Raw genomic sequence first — 19,142 nt, forward strand, 5'->3', positions numbered from 1 at the left:
CGCGACAATATCGCCTCCTAGGCCCTCGCGCCCCGGAACCGGTGCGCGAAGTCCGGGCTGTACAGGTGAGACCGGGTGCCCCCGGCGGCGAGGCCCGGCCCGACCAGGATCATGGCCTGCCGGTTAAACCCGGCGTCTCGGATACGCTCCGCTAGCTCCGAGAGCGGGCACCGGATAATAAGCTCGTCCGGCCACGTCGCCCGGTACACCACGGCGCACGGGGTATCCTCCGCGTAACCGCCCTCGATGAGGTCCTTCTGGAGCTCGCGCGGACGCGCCGCCGCGAGGAATATGGCCATCGTGGTGCCGTGGCGGGCGAACCCCTGGATGGTCTCGCCGTCGGGCATCGGGGTGCGGCTGGCGCGGCGGGTCACGATCAGGGACTGTGCGATCTCGGGCACCGTGAGCTCGCGGCCGATTGCCGCCGCCGCGGCCCCGAACGAGGAGACGCCGGGCACTATCTCCCAGTCCAGGCCGAGCTCGTCGCAGATCTCGATCTGCTCCAGCACAGCCCCCCACAGGCTCGGGTCTCCCGAGTGGATGCGGCCTATCGTAAGCTCCTCGCGCGTCGCCCGCTCGTACAGCTCCTGCACCTTCTCCAGCGGAACGCTGGTGGACTCGAAGATCTCCGCTCCCGGAGAGGCATGCTCCAGTACCTCCTCCTTGACCAGGCTCCGGGCCCACACCAGCACGTCGGACTCGCCGATGAGCCTCGCCGCCCGCAACGTCAGAAGGTCCTCCGCCCCAGGCCCCGCCCCTATAAACCAGACCTTGCTCATGTTGCTCATGAGTTCCTCGCTTCCCTGCTAGTGAAGATCACGGTGGATAGATACGGTCCCGTCTCGCCCGCCGCCTCCGCAGCCGGGCGCACCTCCTCGCCTTCCATGCCGAGCCGCGAGCCGTACACCGCCTCGTCGAGCCGCCCGCTCTCCCCGGCAGCCGAGAGTACCTCGGCGAGCCTGCCGCCCCCCTTGTAGCACACGACCGTGTCGCTACCGGCGAGCGCCTTCCTCAGAGCCCCCTCCCCGGCGTTGAACGGCAGGAGCGATAGCCGCTCCTTACCTTCCAACAGGACCGTGCCGCTACGCGAGGCGAGGTCCTGCATGGCGGTGATCCCCGGCACCGTGCGTACGCCGACTTCCGGCAGCCTCTGCAGGACGGCGCGCCACAGGTAGGTGAAGGTCGAGTACACGTTCGGGTCGCCGATGGTGGCGAAGGCGCAGTTTCGTCCCTCCGAGAGCGCGGCGCACACCTCCCCGGCGGCCCGCTCCCAGTTGCGCTCCCGCGCCTCCGCGTCGTCGGAGAGGGCAAACAGCAGCCGCCGGACGTTCCCCGGCTCGACGTGGCCGCGCACCACCGTCTCGGCCCGACCCGCCTCCCCGGTATCGCCGACGGGCACGAACACCGTACCGGCCTCCCGCAGCTCACGCAGGCCCTTGAGCGTCACGAGCTCCGGGTCCCCCGGCCCGACTCCGACTCCTACCAGCGTGCCGCTCACGAGCGCGCCCCGGACACGTTCGCTCTCGCGGCGCTCGAAACCAGCCGCCGCGCCACCCCGGGATACGCGGCCCAGTGGGTGTGCAGATAGCTCGCGTGGACCCCGCCCGCCACGAACCCCTCGCTCCGCCGGTCGTCGAACGTCCAGGCCGGCGCGGCCTCCCCCTCAATACCTCCCGCCGGGGGCCGTGTGGAAGAGTAGTGGAACTCGTGGCCCCGCAGCTCCGCGCCACGCCCGCACAGCGGGGACTCGGAGGCCGCGACCGCCTCCCGGTAACCCAGGGTGAGACGGCCGCCCATCTCTGACTCGGCTCCGAGCACGCCGCACATGGGCTTCCCGTCGAGCCCACGTGAGAGGTACATCATCCCGCCGCACTCGGCGATCACCGGTGCGCCGCCACGGGCGAACGCGGCCACCTCCCGCCGCAGCGGCTCGTTCTCCGAAAGCTCGGCTGTATACGCCTCCGGGAAGCCGCCACCGAGGTACAGCGCCCCCGCCCCCTCCGGCAAGGTCTCGTCGCGCAGGGGATCGAAGTGTACGACCTCGGCCCCCGCACCCTCAAGAAGCTCCAGGTTCTCCCGATACGCAAACGAGAAAGCCCGCCCGGCGGCAACGGCCACCCTCGCTGGCGCACTCTCCCCGCTCTCCGGGCTCCAGGGCTCGGCACGCAGCGGACCGGCGGAGCGCGCGAGGCGCATAACAGCCTCCAGGTCGCAGTGGCGCGAGACGGCCTCGCCCATTCTCTCTACCGACCGCCGCGCCTCATCACTCCGCTCGGCGGCCGGAACGAGCCCGAGATGCCGATCCGGGGTAGAGAGGTCCCCGCCCCGCCTCATCGCTCCCAGCACCGGGACGCCGAGCGGCTCTATCGCCTCGCGCAGCATCTGCTCGTGTTTGTCGGAACCGACCCGGTTCAGCACCACCCCAGCGACGTCCACCTCCGGGTCGAAGCTCCGGTAGCCGTGGACCATCGCCGCCGCCGAGCGCGCCATCGCCCCGGCGTCCACGACGAGCACCACAGAGGCGTTTAGCAGCTTCGCAACCTGCGCGGTCGAGGCCGTATCTCCGCCGCCGCCCTTGCCGTCGAACAGGCCCATGACGCCCTCGATCACCGCCACGTCCGCCCCTGCCGCCCCGTGGGCGAAGAGCCGCGGCACCAACTCCTCACCCGCGAGGAACGAGTCCAGGTTACGTCCCGGCCGCCCCGCCACCAGCGCATGATACGAGGGGTCTATAAAGTCCGGACCGACCTTGAATGGCGCAACGTCGCAGCCTTTTGACGCAAGCGCCGACATCAGGCCGGTGGCGACGGTGGTCTTGCCGACGCCGGAGTGGGTGCCCGCTACCACGAGGCGGGGTGTATGGAGGAGGCTCGCTACCACTCGATGCCTTTCTGGCCCCGGTGTCCCTCGTCCATGGGGTGTTTGATCTTGCCGACCTCGCTGACGAGCTCCGAGATCTCGACCAGCTCCTCCGGCGCGTCGCGGCCGGTGATTATGACGTGCTGGAAGCCGGGCCGGTCCTTCAGGAAGTCCACGACCTCCTGCGTGTCGACCCAGCCGAACTTCATCGGGTAGGTGAACTCGTCCAGGAGAAGCATGTCGTAGGTCTCGTCGCTTATGCGGCGCTTGACCTCCTCCCAGCCCTCTCGGGCGAGCTCGGCGCTGGTCTCGAGGTCCTCGACGGTCCAGGTCCAGCCGTCTCCCATCTTGAACCAGTCTATGTTGCCCAGAGTGTCGGCGGCCTTGTGCTCGCCGACCTTCCACTTGCCGCTCTTGACGAACTGGTACACGCCGATGCGGTACCCCCGCGCCCAGCCGCGCAGCATCACGCCGAATGCTGCCGTGGACTTGCCCTTGCCGTGTCCAGTATTCACCACCAGCATCGGCCGCTCGCGGTTCGAACGCCGTCTCAGACGCTCCTCCCGCGGCTTCCTGGTTTCTCCAGCTTCGCTCACGCCACGCGCCTCCTCTCTACTATCTCCACCAACGAATCCGCCTGTAACTCCTCCAACCTGATACACCGGGCACCCAGATGTCCGGCTATCTCCCGCGCGAGCCCGAGCCGGACGTTGCCGCCCTCGGTATCCACCACCACGGATGCTACGCCGGCGGCCCGCAGGCGTTCGGCAGCGCCTGCCGGGTCGGGCCCGGAGGTCGAGCGCCCGTCGGTCAGGAGCACGACCATCGGGCGTCGCTCCCTGTCCTGCAGCCGCTCGCGGAAGATGATCTCGGCTGCCCGTTCGAGGCCGGCGGCCAGCGGGGTGCGGCCCCCGGTCGGGAGCTCTTCGAGGCGCGGGGCGGCTAGGTCCACGCTGGAGGTCGGGGGCAGCAGCGTCTCGGCGGCGTCTGCGCGGAACGAGATCAAGGCTATCCGGTCCCGGCGCTGATAAGCGTCGGTCAGGAGAGATAGCGCCGCCCCTTTTACCGCCGACATCCGGCTCCGGGCGGCCATCGAGCCGCTCGCATCCACGACGAACAGGATCAGGTTCCCCTCCCGTCCCTCGCGCACCTTCTCCTGCAGGTCCCCTTCGCGCACTATGAGGCCGGCGCCGCTCCGCCCGCGCTCGCGCTGGTGTGGCGCGGCGGCCCGAAGCGTCGCCCCGACCGCTATATCGCGCGCCTCACCCCGGGGCTCCCGGTCGCTGACCGGCTGGCCCTCCTCGCTAATGGAGCGGCTGCGGCGTCCGAGCGGGCCTCCGCGCCCCTTCTCGGGCACCTCCAGCCGCTCGGGCCGGAAGCTCTCTGATGCGGAGTAGCTACTCTGAGCCCCACCCGGGCTCTCTGCGGAAGGTTGGCCGGGCTGGCCGCCGGAACCTCCGCCCTCCGGAGCATCGCCTCCCGGCTCATCGCCGGACTCTGGCGGCCCTCCGGAACCGCCGTCGGGCGGGTCGGGGTCTTCGGGCTCGGAGAGTGCGGACTCTATCTCCTCCGGGTCCACACCGGGCTGCTCGAAGGGGTTGCGCCGACGGCGATGTGCGAGCGCGAGCGGCGCGGCGCGGCGCACGTCGTCCACCCCCACCCTGTCGCGGCCCTCCCAGGCGGCGAGCGAGCGGGCGGCCTTTGCCGTTACGAGATCTCCCCGCATACCGTCCACCCCGAGACCGGCGCACAGGTTGGATACCTTGTACAGCACGTCATCGGAGACGTGCGTCGCGGACAACCGGTTTTGCGAAGCGGATACGGCCCCGGCGAGCTCCCTGTCGGCGGCCGAGAACTTGGCGGCGAACTCCGCCGGGTCGGCCTCGTAGTGCAGGCGGCGGCGCACCACCTCGACGCGCTCGTCCGCCGATAACGCACCGGAGGACTCGACCGAGAGCCCGAAGCGGTCCAGGAGCTGTGGCCGCAGCTCACCCTCCTCGGGGTTCATGGTGCCGACGAGTATGAAGCGTGAGGGATGTTTGAGACTCACGCCCTCGCGCTCGACGTGGTTCACGCCCATCGCCGCCACGTCCAACAGCAGATCCACCAAATGGTCGGAGAGCAGGTTTACCTCGTCCACGTACAGGATGCCCCGGTGCGCGGCGGCCAGTAGACCAGGCTCGAACGTCTTCTCTCCTTTCAAGAGCGCACGTTCGAGGTCTAGCGTCCCGGCCAACCGATCCGTGCTCGCCCCGACCGGAAGCTCCACCAGCCGCACCGGGCGCGTCTCGCGCGGCGCGTCCGCCGGATGCGGCCCCGCAGGACAATCGGGGTTCGGGCCGTCCGGATCGCAGGAGTACGGGCAACCGGCGACGACCTCGATCGGTGGCAGCAGGCTCGCCAGTGCGCGGACGGCGGTTGACTTGGCCGTCCCCTTCTCGCCGCGAACCAGCACTCCGCCGACCTCCGGCGAGACCGCGTTTAGCAGCAGCGAGAGCTTCAGGTCATCCTGCCCGACGAGCGCGCTGAACGGATAAGGAGCGTTCATCGTCTAACCGCCTGGTAGATGGCTAGCGCGAGCATAAACATGCCGCAAACTATCAGCGCGACCACCAGCGTCACGAATAGAGTCCACGACCTGAAAACGAACGGTAGTCCCACGCTCACCAGCACGCCGAAAGCGTACAACGCGGCTATCCAAAGATAGCGTGACGTGCGGCTTTGGCTCTGTGTTTCAGAACTACGCTCGTCTCGCCGAGCAGCGTTTCGCGGCGCGGTCAAGATCGGCCTCCCACGACGTAGGCTACGCCCAGGACGATGATCGCCACAAGGATAACGCCCGATGCCACGACCGCCACTGTATCCGGTAGTAGATTTGCCGAGAGTATGTTCAGCAGCAGCAACGCCCCGACCAGAGCGAAGGGTCGCACCGGGTTGGCCCGCAGCCACGCTCCGAGTCCTCTGAGACGGCTCATCGAGAGACTCCGGTTCCAGAGGCGTAGGCTCCGGCCAGTATCGCGAGCGCCAGTATCGTCATCCCGCCCGCGACCACGGCCGCCCAGCCGCCGAGAAAGGTCAACACGACCGTCTGGACCATCATGAGCAGAACCACCAGAATGACGAACCTGTACCACCCTCCCCGCAGCCACGAGCCGAGTCTTCGTATCAAGAGCTCTCCTCCAGCACGCCCTCGTTCTCCAGGTAGATCTCTTTCAGACTTTGCAGGTCATCAGGGTCCGGCTCGGCCCACATCCCGCGCTCGGCGGCCTCCAGCAGCCGCTCACTCACAGCACGCAACGCCCACGGGTTCGACTCCTGCATGAAGTCGCGCACCTCCTCGTCCAGCACGTACTTCTGGGTTACGTCGCGGTACATCCAGTCCTCCACCACGTTCGCCGTGGCGTCGTAGCCGAAGAGGTAGTCCACCGTCGCCGAGAGCTCGAACGCGCCCTTGTAGCCGTGGCGTTTCATGGCCTCGATCCACTTCGGGTTCGCCACCCGCGAGCGGAACACGCGTTTTGCCTCCTCGTCGAGGCTCCGGGTCTTCGGGCGCGAAGGATCGGCCGAGTCGCCGACGTAGCTCTTGGGGTTGCGTCCCGTGAGGGCGCGGACGGCGGCGATCATGCCCCCGTGATACTGGAAGTAATCATCAGAGTCGAAGAGGTCGTGCTCGCGGTTGTCTATGTTCTTTACCGCGACCTCCGTGCGCCGCAGGTTGGCCTCCATCGCCCCCCGAGCCTCGACGCCGTCGAGCCCCCTGCCGTAGGCGTAGCCGCCCCACACGGCGTAGACCTCGGCGAGGTCCTCGTCGGTCTGCCAGTTGCGGGCGTCTATGAGCGGCAACAGGCCAGCGCCGTACGCGCCCGGGGGCGAGCCGAAGATGCGCGTCGTGGCGGTGCGCTCGTCCGCGCCTCCGGAACGCTCCTCGTCGGCATGCTTCTTGACGAAGTTCATCTCCGCGGGCTCTTCGAGAGCGGCGACGGTGGTGAAGGCGTCGTCCATGAGGGAGATCAGGTTCGGGAAAGCGTCCCGGAAGAACCCGCTGATGCGCACGGTCACGTCGATACGCGGACGCTCCAGCTCCTCCAGCGGGATCACCTCTAGCCCCGTCACCCGCCGCGACTCCTCGTTCCACGTGGGCCGCACCCCGAGCAGCGACAGCACCTCGGCGATGTCGTCGCCCTGGGTGCGCATGGCGGCCGTGCCCCAGACCACGATCCCGACGGTCTCGGGGTATCGGGCCTCCTCGTCCAGATGCCGCTGCAGGAGGTTGTCGGCGAGCCCCTGACCGACCTCCCAGGAGAGAGCCGACGGTAAGCCCTTCGGATCCACCGAGTAGAAGTTGCGCCCGGTCGGCAGCACGTTCGTTAGACCGCGCGTCGGCGAGCCCGACGGCCCAGCCGGCACGTACCCGCCCGAGAGACCGCCTATCAGGTTCGAAAGCTCCTCCGGCGTGCGCGACAGCCGCGGTACTACCTCCTCGCAGGCGAAGCGCAGAGCACTCTCGACCCCCTCGTCCCGGAACCCCAGCACCGCCTCGCAGACCTTACCGACGGAACTCGCCTCCCAACCCCGTTCCGAGAGCGATAGAAGCAGCGCGTGCGACGCCTCCTCCAGCAGGTCGAGCAGGTCGGACGCCGTGGCGACGACGCCGGGGAAACGCTCCGAGAGTGCGGCGGGGGCTTCCGCCCTCGCGCCGCCGTCCCCGGCCAGGTCCGGCTCGTCCAGCCCGTAGGCGGCCCCGACGGCGCGCCGGAGGCCCGGCGTCTCGCCCGCCCCGAGACGCAGGATGGCGGCGAGGAGCTCGCGGAAGGGCTCTCCCTCCGGCGGCTCGCCGAGGACGTGCAGGCCGCCACGGATGGGGAGGTCCTTGATCTCGCACAGGTAACCATCCACCTTGGTGATGAAGTCGCCGAACTCGTCCGGCTTCTCCTCGACGCCGAGGTCCCGGTGGAGCTCTGCGTCCTGCATGGTCTCCCAGATGCGGGCCTCTATAGCGGGGAGCTTCGAGGGGTCCAGAGTCTCTACCTGGTAGTACTCGTCCAGCAACTGCTCCAGGCGCGCGAGGTCGTCGTAGGTCTCGGCGCGGGTCATGGGCGGGATGAGATGGTCCACCACCGTAGCGTGCGAGCGGCGCTTGGCCTGCGTGCCTTCGCCGGGGTCGTTGACGACGAACGGGTAGAAGAACGGCACGTCCGCTATCGCCGCGTCCGGCGCGCAGGATGCCGAGAGCCCGAGCGACTTTCCTGGCAGCCACTCCAGCGTGCCGTGCTTGCCGAGGTGGACCACGGCATCCGCGCCGAACGACCCGATCACCCACCGGTACGCCGCCAGGTAGTGGTGGGTCGGGGCCAGCTCGGGGTCGTGGTAGATGGCTATCGGGTTCTCCCCGAACCCGCGCGGCGGCTGGATGCCGACGAAGACATTACCGAACCGCAGCCCGGCCACGATTACGTCGCCGTCGTCCAGGTACATGTCTCCCGGCGGCGGTCCCCACTGCCGCACCACCGACTCCCGCAAGCCCTCGGGCAGCGTGGCGAACCACCCCGCGTACTCTTCGGCGGAGAGCCGTCCGGTCGCGCCGGAGAGCTGCTCCTCGGTGAGGAACTCCAGATCGTGGCCGCCGGCGGCGATGAGGGAGTGTATTAGCTCGTCGCCGTCGTCGGGGGCGTCGCCAACCTCGTAGCCCGCTTCACGCAGGGCGTCGAGGAGCCGGATCGCGCTCACCGGCGTGTCCAGCCCGACCGCGTTTCCGACGCGGGAATGCTTGGTCGGATAGTTCGAGAGCATCACGGCGATTCGCTTACCAGCATTCGGACTGCTAAGTCGGGCGAAGCGGGTTGCCAACCCCGTGACGCGGCGGGCGCGCTCGGGGTCGGCGCGGTATACCGTGACCGGGGCCGAGACCGGCGACTCGTCCCGCTCGCGCTCCTTGAACGAGAAGGGGACCGAGATCACACGCCCGTCGAACTCCGGTATCGCCACCTGCCACGCCGTGTCCAGCGGCGAGAGCCCGGCGTCGGACTGTAGCCACGCCTCACGGCTGGAGGTGGTGCAGATCCCCTGAACCACCGGCACGCCAAGCTCCTCGAAGGCGGGCACCTCCCATTCCAGCCAGCCATCGGGGCCGTCGCCGGAGTACGCGTCGGCGGCATTAGAGCCCCCGCTGGCGAGCACGGTGGTCACGAGGCACCCGATCCTGCCTTGGAAGAGACCCAGCGCGGGCACCTCTCCGCCGGGGTCGGCGCGCAGGGAGTAGCTGTACACCGGGAGCGCGTTGGCCCCGGCGGCCTCGATCTCCGCGACCAGCGTATCTATAAAGGCGGTGTTGCCGCTCATCCAGTGCGTGCGGTAGAAAGCCACCCCGACGGTGGGCCGCCCGGGGTCGTGCAGCGCCAACAGACCCTCTACGGATGAGCCGTGCGGCAGGCGCGGGTGGTACACCCCGGTCTCCGGCAGCGGCTCCGCGGCCTCGAAGCCGTAGCCCTCCAGCAGCACGGTGTCCGCCACGAACCGGAACAGGTTTGCGGTGTTCTTCACGCCGCCGTGACGCAGGTACTCGAAGGCCTCGGCGACCGCGCCAGACGGCACGCTGGAGGCGGCGGTCATCTCGGCATCGGGCTCCGCCTCGCCGCCGAACGCGAGCAGCGGTATCCCTCGCTCGTTACAACGGCGCTGTAGCTCCACGAACCCCTCCGGCCAGGCCTTGCGCCCGCCGAGCAGCCGCACCAGCACCACGCCAGCCCGGGGGAGCTCTGTATCCAGCAGCTCCAGAGGCTCGTCGTAGGCGGCGGGACTGGCGCACCGGACCTCGGGGAAGCTCTCGGGCAGCGACTCGACGGCCTTCGCGGCGGCCAGTATCTCGGTGTCCGCGGTCGTTATAAAGAGCAGCATCTCTAGAACCCCACCCTCATCGCTCACCATCCCGGTTGCGTCTCCTGCCCTCGGCATACGCCATCACAATCTCCCGGGACCACCACGTGATCTCCAGCCCAACCACCCCGCCGACGAAGATGGAGACCGTCCAGCGTCCGGTCAACGCGTAGAGCGCGCCAAAGATCGCCACGGCGGCTACGGAGAACAGGACTCCGGCGGCGGCTACCCCTCTCCAACCCGCCGCAGCCTCCGGGTCGCGCAGCCTCTCGTCGCGCTCTTCGAGACGCTGCATCGCGGCGGCTACCCTATCGTCGCCGGGATGCTTCCGCAGCCAGAGTCGCGCCTCCTCAAGAGCCTCGTCCGTCTCTGAAAGCGTACCCGCTGATTGCATGCGGGCCATCAAGGCGTCCCGCTCCTCATCCGGCACCGGCTTCGACCTCTGAGGGGTCACCTGACTCCGAGAGCCGACTGCTTATTACGGGCAGGCCCGGCGTGGGGCCGCCCTCGATCAACCGCACGAGCGCCTCCCGGTCAACGTGCTCCGAGACGAGGTCCGCCAGCACGTCGAACCTGCGCTCGCGGGCGGCGGCGAACGGCTCTTCTCCGGGCTTCCAGTCGAGGCCGCGTTCGGCGGCGACCCGGCGGAGCAGGGCCCGGCGAAACCCGTCGCATTCGAGCACGCCGTGCCAGGAGGTGCCCAGGGTATTTCCGAGGCGACAGCCCTCCTCAACTTCCTTACCCTTCTCGCCGTCATCGGTTACGAACAGCGGCTCGCCGCCCCCTACCCGGACCCTGCCATGCCGGATCTCGTACGCACTCACCGGGTCCGGGGCGTCTTTGCCGTCTCTACCAAAACCAACGGCCCATCCTCCGGGCCGGGAGAGGAGCTTCTCCTCCTCGAATACCGTCTCTACCGGCAGCAGTCCCAGCCCCTCCGTCTCTGGCTCGCCGCTCTCCACGCCGTCGCGAATACGGCGCCCGAGCATCTGGTATCCGCCACAGACCCCGAGCGTCGGCATGCCCCGCGCCGCGCGCTCGGTGAACGCGCGCGCCATGCCACTCCGGCGCAGGAGCGCGAGGTCCTCTACAGTGGCCTTCGTGCCGGGCAGGATCGCGAGATCGGCCCAGAGAAGCTCTTCCCCGGAGCCGGTAAACCTCACCGACACGCCCGGCTCGTGGGCGAGGGCGTCGTAGTCGGTGAAGTTGGAGATCCGGCCCAGCCGCGCCACGGCCACGCTCAGGTAGTCTCTCCCCGCCGGGGGTTTCACGACCGACGGGGAGTCCAGTGCGAGCGAGTCCTCCCCGTCCACCTGCGGCAGGGCCGGCGCGTGGGGCAGGGTGCCGAGCACCGGACGTCCGGTGAGGGCGGTTATCTTGTCCAGGCCGGGGGCCAGCACCGAGGGATCACCCCGGAAGCGGTTCACGAGAAAGCCGCTGAGGAGCGACTGATCCCGCCCGGAGAGCAGCGCGAGCGTACCGTACAGGCTGGCGAACACGCCGCCGCGGTCTATGTCGCCGACCAGCAACACCGGAAGGCGGGCCTCGCGGGCCAGGCCCATGTTGGTAATGTCGGCGCTGCGGAGGTTGATCTCGGCCGGGCTACCGGCCCCTTCGCAGACGACCACGTCGAACCGGCTGCGGAGGTCCTCCAGCGAGTCGAGCACCACGGGCATCAGCTCGCGTTTCATGTCCTGGTAGCTCCTGGCGGTCGCCATCGTGCGTGGCCTTCCCCGCACGACCACCTGAGACCCGCCCCCACCGGAAGGCTTGAGCAAGACCGGGTTCATCGCGGCCTCGGGCTCGGCGCGGGCGGCGGCGGCCTGGGCGGCCTGGGAACGCCCGATCTCGGCCCCCTCCCGAGTCACGAAGGAGTTGAGCGCCATGTTCTGCCCCTTGAACGGCGCGACCCCGACCCCCTCCCGGGCGAGCATGCGGCAGATCCCGGTGACCACCGCGCTCTTGCCGGCGTCCGAGTGTGTGCCGCAGACGAGGATGGCCCCGCTCATCGCGCCTCGGCGTTGCGGACCGTCGCGCCCCCACGCCCTCCAGCCCCATCACGCTCGGCCCGCCGGCAGAGCAGCCCGAATGCGCAGCCCAGGGCGGCCCAAAGCACCGCCTGGGTGCCGAGAGAGGCGAGCCGGAACTGCCACAGCACCGCGGCCTCCACGTCACCCGCGCCGCCCGCGGCGGGCAGCAGCGCGTACAGCGCCACGAAAGAGACGACCAGAAAGCCCGCCACCGACAGATGTCTCGCCGGATCCGAGGCCCCGGCCATGCGGCGCGAGATACGCCAGGCAAAGAGCACCGCCAGCAGCGAGAGCGCGACCATGACCAGATAGGCCGGGGTCTGATCCACGGTGGACGCCCCGCCAGGAGGACTCGGCGGGTACTTCAGGAACGGCATCGCGACCGCCCCGGCGAACGCGGCCCCGGCGAGCGCCAGGCTCCGCCGCCAGCTCCCGAGCCCGGAGCGCCCCCGCAAAAACGCCGAGACCACGCCGAATACTCCCCCCAGGGCCGCGCCGTAGAGCGCCGTACCCACGATCAGGCCGGTCTTCTGCACCCCACGCCCGAACACGTCTTCCCCGCCTCCCTCGTGCGATCCGCCATGAGCGCCATGAGCATCGGGGGGGGCGCCAGCGGTATCGCCGTGGTGCCCGGAGGCCGCCGAGGCCGCCATCGCGCGTTCGAGTGTGGGCTCCCCGAAAGCCAGGCCAAACAGACCGGCTAGAACGCCCGCTATCAGGCCCGCGGCCAGGCCGCGCGCCAGGAGCTTGCCTATCATTTTCTACCGGCCTAGTGGCAGGGTACGGCGAGCAGGTGCCGGCCGTCGTGGAAGAACGCGTGCAGGTAGTTGTTCGCCGTCGCGGCCTCCCCGATAAACGGCGTCAGAAGGGCCCCGTTATCGAACAATACGGCGAAAGCGACGAGCAGGATCAAGACCAGCACCGCCCAACTCCAGGCCGGCAGGTCCTTTACGGATACCGGCTTGCGGGCCGTGTTCTCCAGATTACCCAAAGCGACACTCCTTTCGGGATCCTCGTCCCGGATAGTGCTCGGACGGCGGCGGAGAAGTATCCTGGCTCCCGGTTCCTCGCCTCGCCCCGGCCTTCCCACACCTCGTGTGCAGTGGCCTCTTTCGGGGCTGGCTACCCGGTCACAGTGGCGGGACCGCGCCGGACTCTCACCGGCTTCCTCGTATCCACCGCGCCTGTCTTTTGTATCTGGCGCAGAAGTGTAGCCACAAGCGGGCTATCCTGTCAACACCGCAGAGGGTCCCTGCCGACGGCCACTACAGACCCCCTACACCTCGCGGTACAGCGTCTCGGCGGCCGAGATCGGGTCTAGCTCCCGCCGATACACCTTGTTGACGAGGTCCTCGTCCTGGCGGTCTAGCCTCTGGCGCATCCGGTCTTCGAGCTTGGCGCGGGTCCAGGAGAGCATGAACTCCTGTATCGAGCCCATTCTGCGGCGCTCCAGGCCGCCACTCTCCGTGAGATGTCCCCGGTGGTCGTCCACGGCCCGGCGCAGCTCCTCGACGCCCTCGCCGGCGTCGCCCCGGGTCATTACTATCTCGGGCAGGGGAGACTCGGGGTCCAGCTCGTGTCCGATCTCCAGCGCCTGCCGCGCCTCCCGGGCGGCGGCCTTTGCCTGCGGATGGTCGGACTTGTTTACGCAGATCACGTCCGCGACCTCCATCACCCCGGCCTTTAGCGCCTGCACCGCGTCTCCCGAGCCCGGCTGCAGTGCCAGCACCACAGTATCCGCCACCGAGGCGACCTCCACCTCTCCCTGCCCGACGCCGACCGTCTCGTACAGCACCACGTCTACCCCGTAAGCCTCCATCGCGAGCGCCCCGAGCTTCGAGGCTGCGGCCAGCCCCCCGAGGTGACCGCGGCTGCCCATCGAGCGGATAAACACCCCGGAGTCCAGAAAGTGGTCGGCGAGCCGGATGCGGTCGCCCAGGATCGCGCCCCGCGAAAACGGGCTCGACGGGTCCACCGAGATCACGCCAACCTCCATCCCTTCGGCGCGGTAGATCCGTATCAGCTCCGCGATGACGCTGCTCTTGCCGACCCCCGGCGGCCCGGTAAAGCCTACGCTGAACGCTCCCCCGGTGTACGGATACAGCCCCCGGACCAGCTCGGGCACGTCCTCCCCGCCGGTCTCCACGCGCGATATCGTCCGCGCCAATGCCCGCTTGTCCCCGTTTATCAGCCTCTCGACGAGACCCTGTACGCCCGCCTCTCTAAACAATAGACCCCCACGCAACCTACATCACGTACACGACGTAGAAACCAGCTCTCTGCCACCACTCTATACGTTTCCCTCCAAGTTACCCGCTTTCCGACCCGTCCGCCAGTGCCTCACAAACCTCCCGGCCACACGAAAAGCGCAAATTTTATATAAAGCTGTTGTTTTTTGTTCAGTTTTTGCTTAACATACGACTATGACCAATCAAACCAGCCAAAACATGGAAGATGAGGGCGTAGACGCGGGGGCTCCGGGCTACGAGATGGAGGAGTCTTTCGAGGCGACGGAGCCCGAGCATTTCCGGGCGGTTGCGGACCCCACGCGGCAGAAGATCCTGCAGCTCTTGAGGGAGCGGGCGGCGAGCACCAAGCAGCTCGCCGAGGCGTTCGGCATGAAGCCGGGGGCCATAGGCCACCACCTCAAGGTGCTCGAGGAGGTCGGGTTCGTCCGGGTGGTGAAGACCCGGCAGGTGCGGGCCATAACGGAGAAGTATTACGGCAACACGTACCGACGGCTGAGCTTTACCGCCCGGCACTTCTCCTGGTCCGAGGAGATACCCGAGATCAGCCCCCAGTTCCACCTCGAGCAGGCGATGGCCGAGTTCGAGGCCCCGGAGCTTGACAGGGTACAGGCCCGGAAAAAGGATACCGGGAATACCGTACCGATGTCCTCGCTGGTTCACGCGAGGATTCCGCCCGAGAGGGCCGAGGAGTTCGCCCGGAAGGTAACGGAGCTGTCGGAGGAGTTCGATCAGCCGCCGGTGCCGGGCGAGAAGGTGTACGCCTTTATCGCCGGCGTGTTTCCCACCAACCTCCCCGAGATACCGGACGACGAGCGTGACGACGAGTCAGGAGGGTGAGCATGGAGCCGGACCCGGATCAGCACCGGCACCTGATGAAGCACCGTATGGAGGAGCAGAGACGATACATCGAGCGCAGCAGAGCCGCCTCACGCAGTAGCTCCACCGGGAACCGTCTCTTGCGACACCTTCTACGAGGCCTTTCACGGCCCTTGTCGCGGGCGTTTCTCAAGCTGGCCTTCGCCCTGGACTCCCAGACGGCCTGGGAAGGTCTGAAAGAGAATCTATCCTCCCCGGATACGGCCTCCACGCCCGTCTCCATGACGGAACGCCGACCGGGATAGCCGGATCGAGGGTGTAGAATCATTTGTAGCGTTTCAGGGTACGCCTGTAGTGTACCAGGGTGTTTAGGGTGTAAAGCGTTGGGGAGACCACGGGAGGCAGGGTGGACATCTTCGATCTTCTCGCGGAGCACGATTACGAGGACCTCGTCTTCATCCACGACGGCCCGACGGGCCTGAAGGGCATGGTAGCCATACACGACACGACGCTCGGTCCGGCGCTCGGAGGATGCCGGATGTATCCCTACGCCGGCGAGCACGAGGCGGTGGTAGACGTGCTGAGGCTGGCTCGCGGGATGACCTACAAGGCGGCGGCCGCCGGGCTGGATCTCGGCGGCGGCAAGTCCGTGATCCTCGGCGACCCGAGAACCGACAAGTCCGGCGCGCTGTTCCGGGCCTTCGGACGGCGTCTGGAGACGCTCGGCGGCAACTACATAGCCGCCGAAGACGTCGGCACCTCCACGGATGACATAGCGTACGCCGAGCTGGAGACCGGCCACGTCGTCGGCCGGTCCCGCGAGCACGGCGGCTCCGGCGATCCCGCGCCGTTTACCGCGCTCGGCGTGATGCAGGGCATCCGGGCCTGTCTCGGAGAGGTGTACGGCACCCCCTCCGCGGAAGGCCGGACCGTGGCCATACAGGGCCTCGGGCACGTCGGATACCACCTGTGCAACCTGCTGCACAGGGAAGGGGCGCGTCTGATCGTCGCGGACGTAGACGGGGCCGCCGTCGCGCGGGCGGCCCACGAGCTCGGCGCCACGCCCGCGGACCCGGACGACATAATCGCCACCGAGTGCGACGTTTTCGCGCCCTGCGCCCTCGGGGCGGTGGTGCACGATGACAGCATCCCGAGGCTCCGCTGCTCCATAATCGCGGGCAGCGCGAACAACGTGCTGCTGGAGGACCGACACGGCGAGGCGCTGGCGGAGCGCGGCATCCTCTATGCCCCGGACTACATAATCAACGCCGGGGGCCTCATAAACGTCGCCGGGGAGCTCGGGGGCTACGATGAGGAGCGTGTCAGAATCCGGGTAATGGGCATCCACGACTCGGTGCAGAGGATCATCGCCCTCTCCAAACGTGACTCCGTGCCGCCCCACACCGCCGCCGACACGCTGGCCGAGGAGCGGATATCCGCCGCGCTATCCGACGGCCGCCCGGGCACGGGTCCCGCGCCCGGCAGAGCCTCCCGGCTGCACTAGACTCTATAACCGGGGCGTCCGGACGGACTCGCCGGATTCGCTAGTGTATCTTTTGGGGTAGATGAAGAAGATCTCCCGCCTCATACTCGCCGCGCTGCTCGTGAGCGCCGTCATAGACCTCGCGGGCTTCGCCTTCGGGCTCTTCTACGCCGGAGTCTTCTACGACAACCTCGCGCATTTTCTGACCACTTTCTCTCTCGTGGCGCTCGCGGCGGAGCTATACCTCCGGTACGAGATGAATCACCGCGGGGTAAGGAGGCGCGTAACGGCGGGCCGCGCTCTGGCGCTCGGGGCGGCGCTGGGCCTTATAGGAGGCGCCTCCTGGGAAGGAGTCGAGGCGGTGCTGGACCTCGCGTTCCCCGCCACGATCTACAACCCGGCCGTGGACTCGGCAGTGGACGTAATGTTCGGCGTCGCCGGGGGCGCGCTGGGAGTCTGGAGAACCGCCATACATTTCGGCCTGGCCTCTCCTTATTCCCTCTAGCAAACGTCTGGCTGATGCGGGCGATTTCCCGCATCCTTTTCCACGTTTCTCCGTCTACCCTACAGGACCGCTCAGAAGAAGCAAAAGAAAGTAGAGCGTCATACCGAAAGGGGTAACGTTGAAAGAGATACGAGCCGCCGACCAACCGGGACCGGGGTCGTGCTGCGACCCGGATAGCCCGTGCTGTGGAGAAGAAGCTTATTGCAGCGGTGACTGCTGCTAGTTAAGCTGCCAGGGGCCGGTGGGCGGCGCAGTGTAAATAGCCGTCCCACTGGCCTGGGACCGGTACCCGGCGGCACGAGGTTTACGGCATGAGAAACGAGTCGGATACAGCGTCATCCCCGGCGGATTGGGAGTCTCACCGGAGAGCCTTGCACCGTTTCGTAGGCTCTCGGGTAGCGGATTCCGCCGCTGCGGAGGACATCGTGCAAGAGGCCCTCACCAGAGCCGTCGCACGCAGAGACACACTGAGAGACGCCGGAAAGCTCCAGCAGTGGCTGTACCAGATCTCCCGCAACGTCATAGCGGATTATTACCGCTCTCGGAGGACCTTTACCGCATTTCCAGAAGACCTACCCGCGCTCCCGGACGAGCCCGTTTCCGGGCGGGGGCTCGCCGCCTGCCTGCCGTCCTTCGTAGAGCGTCTGCCCACGAAATACCGCCGCGCAGTGAGGCTATCCGAGCTGGAAGGACACACTCAAAGTGAGACCGCAGCCATGTTGAACCTCTCGCTGCCCGGAGCGAAGTCGCGGGTCCAGCGGGCTCGTGGAATGCTCGCGGCGATGCTCCGGGAGTGCTGTGAGCTGGAATTCGATGGTCGTGGCGCGCTCGTCGGCTACGAGCCGAGACGAAACCCCGAATGCTGCCGGGGGTGCCGCTGATCATCCGGGGCCCGGACTCAGGATAGCCCGGAGTCGGGTGACAGGCTCTCCAGCCGGCTCTTTACGGCGTTCAGGAACCCGAGCGCCGCGCCGCCGTCCAGGATGCGGTGGTCGAACGAGACCTCCAAGTTCATCATGCTCCGCACGGCGATCGCGTCGCCCTCGACCACGACCGGCCGCTTTACGACCGACTCGGCAGAGAGGATCGCCGCCTGCGGGTAGTTGATGATCGGGGTGGAGACCACGCTGCCGAGGGCGCCGGGGTTGTTTACCGTGAAGGTTCCGCCGGATACGTCCTCCGGCCGCAGGCTACCGCTTCTGGCCCGCCGGATCCGCTCGTCCACGGCGCGGGCGAGCCCGGTCAGGCTGAGACCGTCGGCCTCCGGGATCACGGGCACCACCAGACCCTCCCCGGTGTCTACCGCCACGCCGAGGTTGATCTTCTTTCGCAGCACGATGCTATCCTCGTTCCACACCGAGTTAAGCTCCGGGTGCTCCTTGAGGCTTTCCGCCACGGCGCGGGCTATGAACGGCAAGTAGGTGAGCCTGATCCCCTCCCGCCGCTCGAACTCGGCCTTGTGATGCTCGCGCAGCGCGGCGAGCCCCGTCAAGTCCGCCTCCACCATCGTCCACGCGTGGGGGGCCTCACGTTTGGCGAGCGACATCCGGCCCGCTATCGCGCGCCGGGTCGCCGTAAGCCGCCGCACCTCGTCGCCTTCGTGTACCTCCACTCCCCCAGGCTCCGATTGCTCCCGTGGCTCCTGTGGCTTCTGTGGCTCCGGTCGCTGCGGCGCTGCGTCATGGTCGGGGGTCTCCTCGGGCGGGGCTTGGCGCAGCCTCTGCACGTGACCCTCTATATCTTTGCGGGTGACGCGGCCGTCCAGCCCGGTACCGGACACCTCGGAGATGCTTACGCCGTGTTCGGCGGCGAGACGCCGCACCACCGGCGAGGACCGCTGCCGCCGCAGGCTCGCGGCGCTCCGATCGCCGCCGCCGTTACTCCCGCCGCGATCCACCTCCGGCTCGACGGGCTGCTCTGCCGTTTGGGCCGAGCCTCCGTTCCGGTCTGCGCTAGGCGTGTTGTGCGTCTCGTGTGTTTCGTGTGTTTCGTGTGTTTCGCGCGTCGCCGCGGCCGGTGTATCGCGGGAATCTTGGGGAACTTGCTCGGAGCCGCCTTGCGGGACGGCCTCCGGGTCCCGGGCGTCGCCGGGGGTCTGGAGCAGCAGGATCTCGGCCCCCACGTCCACGGTCGCGCCCTCCTCGACGAGGAACTGACGAACCGTACCGGCGAACGGCGAGGGTAGCTCGGCGGTCACCTTGTCGGTCTCGACCTCGCAGAGGGGCTCGTCGGCGGTCACCTCCTCCCCTTCGGCCTTGAGCCAGCGCAGGATCGTACCCTCGGTTACGCTCTCACCCAGCTGCGGCATGGTTACCGGCGTCGTCAAC

At 68.1% G+C, this 19,142-nt stretch carries 20 protein-coding genes and 1 riboswitch; of the genes, 5 read left to right on the forward strand and 15 right to left on the reverse strand.

The annotated features are described in order from the left end of the window. Positions 1 to 17: 17 nt before the first annotated feature. The 14 genes from cobM to meaB all read right to left on the reverse strand — a co-directional run bounded on the left by cobM (position 18) and on the right by meaB (position 13,992). Positions 18 to 788 (reverse strand): precorrin-4 C(11)-methyltransferase, encoded by a 771-nt coding sequence (gene cobM, locus ABD53_RS07030; protein ID WP_053057787.1) that lies wholly within the window; start codon positions 786 to 788, stop codon positions 18 to 20. Further along, positions 785 to 1,498, reverse strand: a complete 714-nt coding sequence (gene cobI / locus ABD53_RS07035) for a precorrin-2 C(20)-methyltransferase (protein WP_047865046.1) — start codon at positions 1,496 to 1,498, stop codon at positions 785 to 787. Before cobI ends, cobM begins: the two co-directional genes overlap by 4 nt. Then, positions 1,495 to 2,880, reverse strand: a complete 1,386-nt coding sequence (locus ABD53_RS07040; RefSeq protein ID WP_047865047.1) for a cobyrinate a,c-diamide synthase — start codon at positions 2,878 to 2,880, stop codon at positions 1,495 to 1,497. The genes cobI and ABD53_RS07040 overlap by 4 nt, the downstream gene beginning before the upstream one ends. Continuing rightward, the gene (cobO, locus tag ABD53_RS07045; RefSeq protein WP_047865048.1) at positions 2,874 to 3,455 is read right to left on the reverse strand and encodes a cob(I)yrinic acid a,c-diamide adenosyltransferase; all 582 of its coding nucleotides are present in this window, start codon (positions 3,453 to 3,455) and stop codon (positions 2,874 to 2,876) included. Before cobO ends, ABD53_RS07040 begins: the two co-directional genes overlap by 7 nt. Then, positions 3,452 to 5,407, reverse strand: a complete 1,956-nt coding sequence (locus ABD53_RS07050; RefSeq protein ID WP_047865049.1) for a putative cobaltochelatase — start codon at positions 5,405 to 5,407, stop codon at positions 3,452 to 3,454. The genes cobO and ABD53_RS07050 overlap by 4 nt, the downstream gene beginning before the upstream one ends. Continuing rightward, positions 5,404 to 5,547, reverse strand: coding sequence for a hypothetical protein (locus ABD53_RS17235; RefSeq protein WP_160309640.1), 144 nt, complete (start codon positions 5,545 to 5,547; stop codon positions 5,404 to 5,406). Before ABD53_RS17235 ends, ABD53_RS07050 begins: the two co-directional genes overlap by 4 nt. Positions 5,548 to 5,636: 89 nt before the next feature. Next, on the reverse strand, positions 5,637 to 5,834 hold the full coding sequence (locus tag ABD53_RS07055) for a hypothetical protein (protein ID WP_047865050.1): 198 nt from the start codon (positions 5,832 to 5,834) through the stop codon (positions 5,637 to 5,639). Further along, positions 5,831 to 6,028 carry a hypothetical protein gene (locus tag ABD53_RS07060; protein ID WP_047865051.1) on the reverse strand — a complete coding sequence of 66 codons (198 nt, stop codon included), beginning with the start codon at positions 6,026 to 6,028 and terminating at the stop codon, positions 5,831 to 5,833. The genes ABD53_RS07055 and ABD53_RS07060 overlap by 4 nt, the downstream gene beginning before the upstream one ends. Next, entirely contained in the window at positions 6,025 to 9,783 is a 3,759-nt protein-coding gene (cobN, locus tag ABD53_RS07065; protein ID WP_200900316.1) for a cobaltochelatase subunit CobN, read from the reverse strand. Before cobN ends, ABD53_RS07060 begins: the two co-directional genes overlap by 4 nt. Then, positions 9,770 to 10,162, reverse strand: a complete 393-nt coding sequence (locus tag ABD53_RS07070) for a hypothetical protein (RefSeq protein ID WP_047865052.1) — start codon at positions 10,160 to 10,162, stop codon at positions 9,770 to 9,772. The genes cobN and ABD53_RS07070 overlap by 14 nt, the downstream gene beginning before the upstream one ends. Then, positions 10,152 to 11,741: a cobyric acid synthase gene (locus ABD53_RS07075; protein ID WP_047865053.1), complete on the reverse strand. Its 1,590-nt coding sequence runs from the start codon at positions 11,739 to 11,741 to the stop codon at positions 10,152 to 10,154. Before ABD53_RS07075 ends, ABD53_RS07070 begins: the two co-directional genes overlap by 11 nt. Next, on the reverse strand, positions 11,738 to 12,520 hold the full coding sequence (locus tag ABD53_RS07080; protein ID WP_047865054.1) for a CbtA family protein: 783 nt from the start codon (positions 12,518 to 12,520) through the stop codon (positions 11,738 to 11,740). Before ABD53_RS07080 ends, ABD53_RS07075 begins: the two co-directional genes overlap by 4 nt. Before the next feature lie 11 nt (positions 12,521 to 12,531). Beyond that, positions 12,532 to 12,753 carry a CbtB-domain containing protein gene (locus tag ABD53_RS07085; protein ID WP_047865055.1) on the reverse strand — a complete coding sequence of 74 codons (222 nt, stop codon included), beginning with the start codon at positions 12,751 to 12,753 and terminating at the stop codon, positions 12,532 to 12,534. Between the two features lie 37 nt (positions 12,754 to 12,790). After that, positions 12,791 to 12,975, reverse strand: a riboswitch (cobalamin riboswitch). Between the two features lie 63 nt (positions 12,976 to 13,038). Further along, positions 13,039 to 13,992, reverse strand: a complete 954-nt coding sequence (gene meaB / locus ABD53_RS07090; RefSeq protein ID WP_047865056.1) for a methylmalonyl Co-A mutase-associated GTPase MeaB — start codon at positions 13,990 to 13,992, stop codon at positions 13,039 to 13,041. A gap of 193 nt (positions 13,993 to 14,185) precedes the next feature. Here meaB and ABD53_RS07095 point away from each other — a divergent pair, with 193 nt between their 5' ends. The 5 genes from ABD53_RS07095 to sigZ all read left to right on the forward strand — a co-directional run bounded on the left by ABD53_RS07095 (position 14,186) and on the right by sigZ (position 17,696). Next, positions 14,186 to 14,848 carry a transcriptional regulator gene (locus ABD53_RS07095; protein WP_084709387.1) on the forward strand — a complete coding sequence of 221 codons (663 nt, stop codon included), beginning with the start codon at positions 14,186 to 14,188 and terminating at the stop codon, positions 14,846 to 14,848. 2 nt (positions 14,849 to 14,850) lie between these two features. Beyond that, positions 14,851 to 15,132 carry a hypothetical protein gene (locus ABD53_RS07100; protein WP_047865058.1) on the forward strand — a complete coding sequence of 94 codons (282 nt, stop codon included), beginning with the start codon at positions 14,851 to 14,853 and terminating at the stop codon, positions 15,130 to 15,132. Between the two features lie 101 nt (positions 15,133 to 15,233). After that, the gene (locus ABD53_RS07105; RefSeq protein WP_047865059.1) at positions 15,234 to 16,331 is read left to right on the forward strand and encodes a Glu/Leu/Phe/Val family dehydrogenase; all 1,098 of its coding nucleotides are present in this window, start codon (positions 15,234 to 15,236) and stop codon (positions 16,329 to 16,331) included. A gap of 61 nt (positions 16,332 to 16,392) precedes the next feature. After that, positions 16,393 to 16,815: a hypothetical protein gene (locus tag ABD53_RS07110; protein WP_047865060.1), complete on the forward strand. Its 423-nt coding sequence runs from the start codon at positions 16,393 to 16,395 to the stop codon at positions 16,813 to 16,815. A gap of 311 nt (positions 16,816 to 17,126) precedes the next feature. After that, complete coding sequence (gene sigZ / locus ABD53_RS07115; protein WP_084709388.1) at positions 17,127 to 17,696, forward strand: RNA polymerase sigma factor SigZ; 570 nt, start codon at positions 17,127 to 17,129, stop codon at positions 17,694 to 17,696. Between the two features lie 17 nt (positions 17,697 to 17,713). On the opposite strand, the gene ABD53_RS07120 is transcribed toward sigZ, so the two are convergent. Further along, the gene (locus ABD53_RS07120; RefSeq protein ID WP_047865062.1) at positions 17,714 to 19,141 is read right to left on the reverse strand and encodes a dihydrolipoamide acetyltransferase family protein; all 1,428 of its coding nucleotides are present in this window, start codon (positions 19,139 to 19,141) and stop codon (positions 17,714 to 17,716) included. Between the last annotated feature and the right edge of the window lies 1 nt (position 19,142).

The sequence above is a fragment of the Rubrobacter aplysinae genome (assembly GCF_001029505.1).
GTDB lineage: Bacteria > Actinomycetota > Rubrobacteria > Rubrobacterales > Rubrobacteraceae > Rubrobacter_A > Rubrobacter_A aplysinae.

Coding starts and splice junctions, on each gene's coding strand:
- cobM (WP_053057787.1), bottom strand. CDS start 788: ATGAGCAACATGAGCAAGGTCTGGTTTATAGGGGCGGGGCCTGGGGCG.
- ABD53_RS07050 (WP_047865049.1), bottom strand. CDS start 5,407: ATGAACGCTCCTTATCCGTTCAGCGCGCTCGTCGGGCAGGATGACCTG.
- ABD53_RS07055 (WP_047865050.1), bottom strand. CDS start 5,834: ATGAGCCGTCTCAGAGGACTCGGAGCGTGGCTGCGGGCCAACCCGGTG.
- cobN (WP_200900316.1), bottom strand. CDS start 9,783: ATGGTGAGCGATGAGGGTGGGGTTCTAGAGATGCTGCTCTTTATAACG.
- ABD53_RS07075 (WP_047865053.1), bottom strand. CDS start 11,741: ATGAGCGGGGCCATCCTCGTCTGCGGCACACACTCGGACGCCGGCAAG.
- ABD53_RS07080 (WP_047865054.1), bottom strand. CDS start 12,520: ATGATAGGCAAGCTCCTGGCGCGCGGCCTGGCCGCGGGCCTGATAGCG.
- ABD53_RS07095 (WP_084709387.1), top strand. CDS start 14,186: ATGACCAATCAAACCAGCCAAAACATGGAAGATGAGGGCGTAGACGCG.
- ABD53_RS07100 (WP_047865058.1), top strand. CDS start 14,851: ATGGAGCCGGACCCGGATCAGCACCGGCACCTGATGAAGCACCGTATG.
- ABD53_RS07110 (WP_047865060.1), top strand. CDS start 16,393: ATGAAGAAGATCTCCCGCCTCATACTCGCCGCGCTGCTCGTGAGCGCC.
- sigZ (WP_084709388.1), top strand. CDS start 17,127: ATGAGAAACGAGTCGGATACAGCGTCATCCCCGGCGGATTGGGAGTCT.